Origin of the sequence: Parapedobacter defluvii (assembly GCF_014642075.1) — a bacterium.
Lineage (GTDB): Bacteria > Bacteroidota > Bacteroidia > Sphingobacteriales > Sphingobacteriaceae > Parapedobacter > Parapedobacter defluvii.
The window spans coordinates 1-3016 of record NZ_BMIK01000042.1 but is presented as its reverse complement, the minus strand read 5'-3'; the positions used below and the strand labels follow the sequence as shown (position 1 = coordinate 3016).

4 protein-coding genes are annotated in these 3016 nt (G+C 38.7%); all 4 read right to left on the bottom strand.

The genetic code is table 11. The features are described 5' to 3' along the window. Positions 1-48: 48 nt before the first annotated feature. On the bottom strand, positions 49-480 hold the full coding sequence (locus tag IEX60_RS24590; RefSeq protein ID WP_188754048.1) for a DUF5675 family protein: 432 nt from the start codon (positions 478-480) through the stop codon (positions 49-51). An 11-nt stretch (positions 481-491) separates the two neighbouring features. Next, positions 492-725 carry a hypothetical protein gene (locus IEX60_RS24585; RefSeq protein ID WP_188754047.1) on the bottom strand — a complete coding sequence of 78 codons (234 nt, stop codon included), beginning with the start codon at positions 723-725 and terminating at the stop codon, positions 492-494. A gap of 14 nt (positions 726-739) precedes the next feature. After that, positions 740-1045, bottom strand: a complete 306-nt coding sequence (locus IEX60_RS24580) for a hypothetical protein (RefSeq protein WP_188754046.1) — start codon at positions 1043-1045, stop codon at positions 740-742. 111 nt (positions 1046-1156) lie between these two features. After that, positions 1157-2902 carry an NACHT domain-containing protein gene (locus tag IEX60_RS24575; protein WP_188754045.1) on the bottom strand — a complete coding sequence of 582 codons (1746 nt, stop codon included), beginning with the start codon at positions 2900-2902 and terminating at the stop codon, positions 1157-1159. Positions 2903-3016: the final 114 nt, after the last annotated feature.

Genomic DNA, 3016 nt, shown 5'->3' with positions numbered 1-3016 from the left:
CCATAAGAACCTGAAAGACCTCTATCCGCAGAACTATAAGATTATGGCTCATAAATCAAACATGTAGTTCATAGGGCGGATACCCAGCAACGGATACACATATTTATACGCCGCCGCCGAGTGCAGCACCTGATAATCGCCATCCAGTCGCTGCCAATATGAGCCCGTAAGCGGGCAGCCCGCCGTCTGCGTATGGTAATTGCCGATGTGGATGAACACCAAGCTGAAATCAGGGATACCCGTTATTTCCACCATGCCACTGTGCAACTTCGGGTATTTCGGTCCGTACCTGGCATTCATCCCCGCCCACGTATTGAGCCGCAGCCCATATTCTCCTTCCGGGATGCAGGTAAGCCCCTGTATCTTCTCCTTGCGGATGCTGTCTTCCAGCAGGTAGCAGGCGAAGAGGCTTCCGATATAAAGGTGGCTAAGGGTACTGTTTTTCCCCTGTGCCACGCGGATGATTTTAATCTGTTCCATCCTTCCGCTCCCTAAAATTCGCCCAGATACCGGCTATTCGACCATTGCCGCCCGTCGCGATCGTGCACCATCAGGTAGAGATGCACGGTCTTATCCGCCAGCAGAGGTGGCAATTGCAATGCCACAAAGCCTTCTTCGCGAAGCCGTTCCTCGTCGTTTATACCTGCTACGCACAATCCGGGATGATAGGCACAGAGCACCAGGCGGTCATCCCAGGCCAGGTTCAGTCCGTGCACGCCGTCCATTTGCGATGTAGCTTCTACTCGCACCAGGGATCCCTGGCGCAAATTAATCCTTTTGAAGTTCTGTGGGTCATTCCAATACTGACAATAGGATTATGCTCTGTTGGAATTTTCTGACAATAAAAATTCAGCTTTGCCCCTTTGAATTCTTCGTAGCTCTTTATCCATTTATGATTAACGATCTTTGCTCTTTTCAGCTTTTTTAATTTAGCATCAATTGCACCTTTCGATTTCGGAAATGCGATTTCAATTGATTTTAAAAAGAGGTCGGAAATCTCATTTAACGTTAGCGTTTCAACAGCTATCCTTTCGCTCAATATCATTTAATTTATATACAAACAGGCGACTATTTACATAAATGATGGAGAGTTTGTACACCTGATAAGATAAACCATACCATTTTAGGCATTTCCTTGACAGTACAGCTGAAAATATTATTTCTTATTATCTTGTGACGGCAATATTGTAGAGGAAAAAAATTTAAAACGATCGAAATTTTCGTTAGTCGCTTCCGCACCTCTTAGCTTATTGTCAATATAGTGTTTACTAACCCCCATACTTTTTAATATTTGTTGGCCTACGAAGGTATCATCTATTCTCACAAGTACATATTGAGCTCGATCACGCATTTGTGGTGATGTGTAATTGTGATAAAGATTAAGCACTAATCGCAAAATATGCTTTTTTAACTCTTTATCGATCACAGGATCAACAGACAGACAAAGACCTGCAAGCATAATATGTTCTGAGCTTTCATTTTTACTCCTCAACAATATGTTTAAATAATCTGAAGAATTGGGCAAAATAGACGCGCACAAAACAAATACCTCCTCCCAAAACGGAGAGAAGTCGAACTTAAAATCTACATTTTGGAATATTCTATTCTCAGCTAGGAAAGTAGCAGCAAAAAATTCCTGAAACGTGAGATGCGAAAAGGAATAAACATTTTTACTCACTTCGAGGATTAAACCATAGTGGTCTACTATTTCTTCTATTACTAATGGAATATCTTGACGACAGAGTCCATATCGTTCTATAATATCTGAGAGATAACTATCAATGGTTTCTAAATCAAAATAAATCTTGCCATTTACATGAAGATTATAAGCTAAATGGCTTAATATAGATATTCGCTTTAAATCATCCAATTTAATGAAATTGCCTACACGCCTAAATCCTCTTTGGGCGTCCCAATCCCTCATTAAACATTCAATACACCTCTTATATAACGTAGTTCTTCTCGAAGAAATTTCTAGGTCGAAGTCATATACTATGCAGATGAGTGATAAAAGTAACGGATTATTGGCGATTTCCGCTATTTGCGGATATGTGCGGATTTTTACTAGCAACCCTAGTCTTTTTGTATCGTCGGAAAACCAATTATTCACGTAACGTATTACGTCGTCAGACTGAAATTCGCAAATTTCCACTTCTTTATACTTGATTAATTCGCCGTTGTAAGAAGATATTCTCGACGTCGAAATAAAAATATTCTTAGGATATTCGATTGTAATTGAATTTATCTCTTCTAAAATTCGCTGCCTGTCATCCACCACAATCTCGTCAATTCCGTCCAACAAAATTATCAACTTCCCTTGTTCTAATAATCGAGAACCAACTAATTCCGCATTATCAATTCCATAGTTTTTGAATTGCTTACATATAAATTCAAAGACAGACATGTTTTGTAAAGAGGAATTTCTCAGAGGTATATAAACAGGAATAGCTTTTACTCCTTTATTTGCGGCAATATCCAATACTATTTTTTTAAGAATGGTCGTTTTGCCATTTCCCGGCTGGCCAAGAATAACAATCCTATTATATTCGACCAAAAGTTGTTGAATCGACTTATAATTATCTTCTGGTACATAATGCTTCCGAACAACTACCCGGGGATTCCGTTTTAGCAGATCATTTAGATTTTGATTATTGTCAGGATAATCATAGAAATAAGATTCACTAACAATTTTATCGACCAATCTAGGTTCGATGTAAACTTTTGACAGCCTGATTAATCTATTTGATCTATGTATGCTAAACTCGTCGAGTTCAGTACTCAAATCTTCGATATACTTTTTTATGTCATATCGGAGCTTTTTCCAAAGTATCGCTTTATTTTTTAAACCCTGATATATATCTTTCAGAGGCTCTGAGATAATTGTATCAATAAACTCTATCATGGAAATTAACTGCTTACGTTGACGATGATTATTATGATACTGCCCTTTTGTTGGACAACTAATTTCAAACCTAATATATTATTTTCATTTTTTCGGATTGCACTACCAGATATT

Coding starts and splice junctions, on each gene's coding strand:
- IEX60_RS24585 (WP_188754047.1), bottom strand. CDS start 725: ATGGACGGCGTGCACGGACTGAACCTGGCCTGGGATGACCGCCTGGTG.
- IEX60_RS24590 (WP_188754048.1), bottom strand. CDS start 480: ATGGAACAGATTAAAATCATCCGCGTGGCACAGGGGAAAAACAGTACC.
- IEX60_RS24575 (WP_188754045.1), bottom strand. CDS start 2,902: ATGATAGAGTTTATTGATACAATTATCTCAGAGCCTCTGAAAGATATA.
- IEX60_RS24580 (WP_188754046.1), bottom strand. CDS start 1,045: ATGATATTGAGCGAAAGGATAGCTGTTGAAACGCTAACGTTAAATGAG.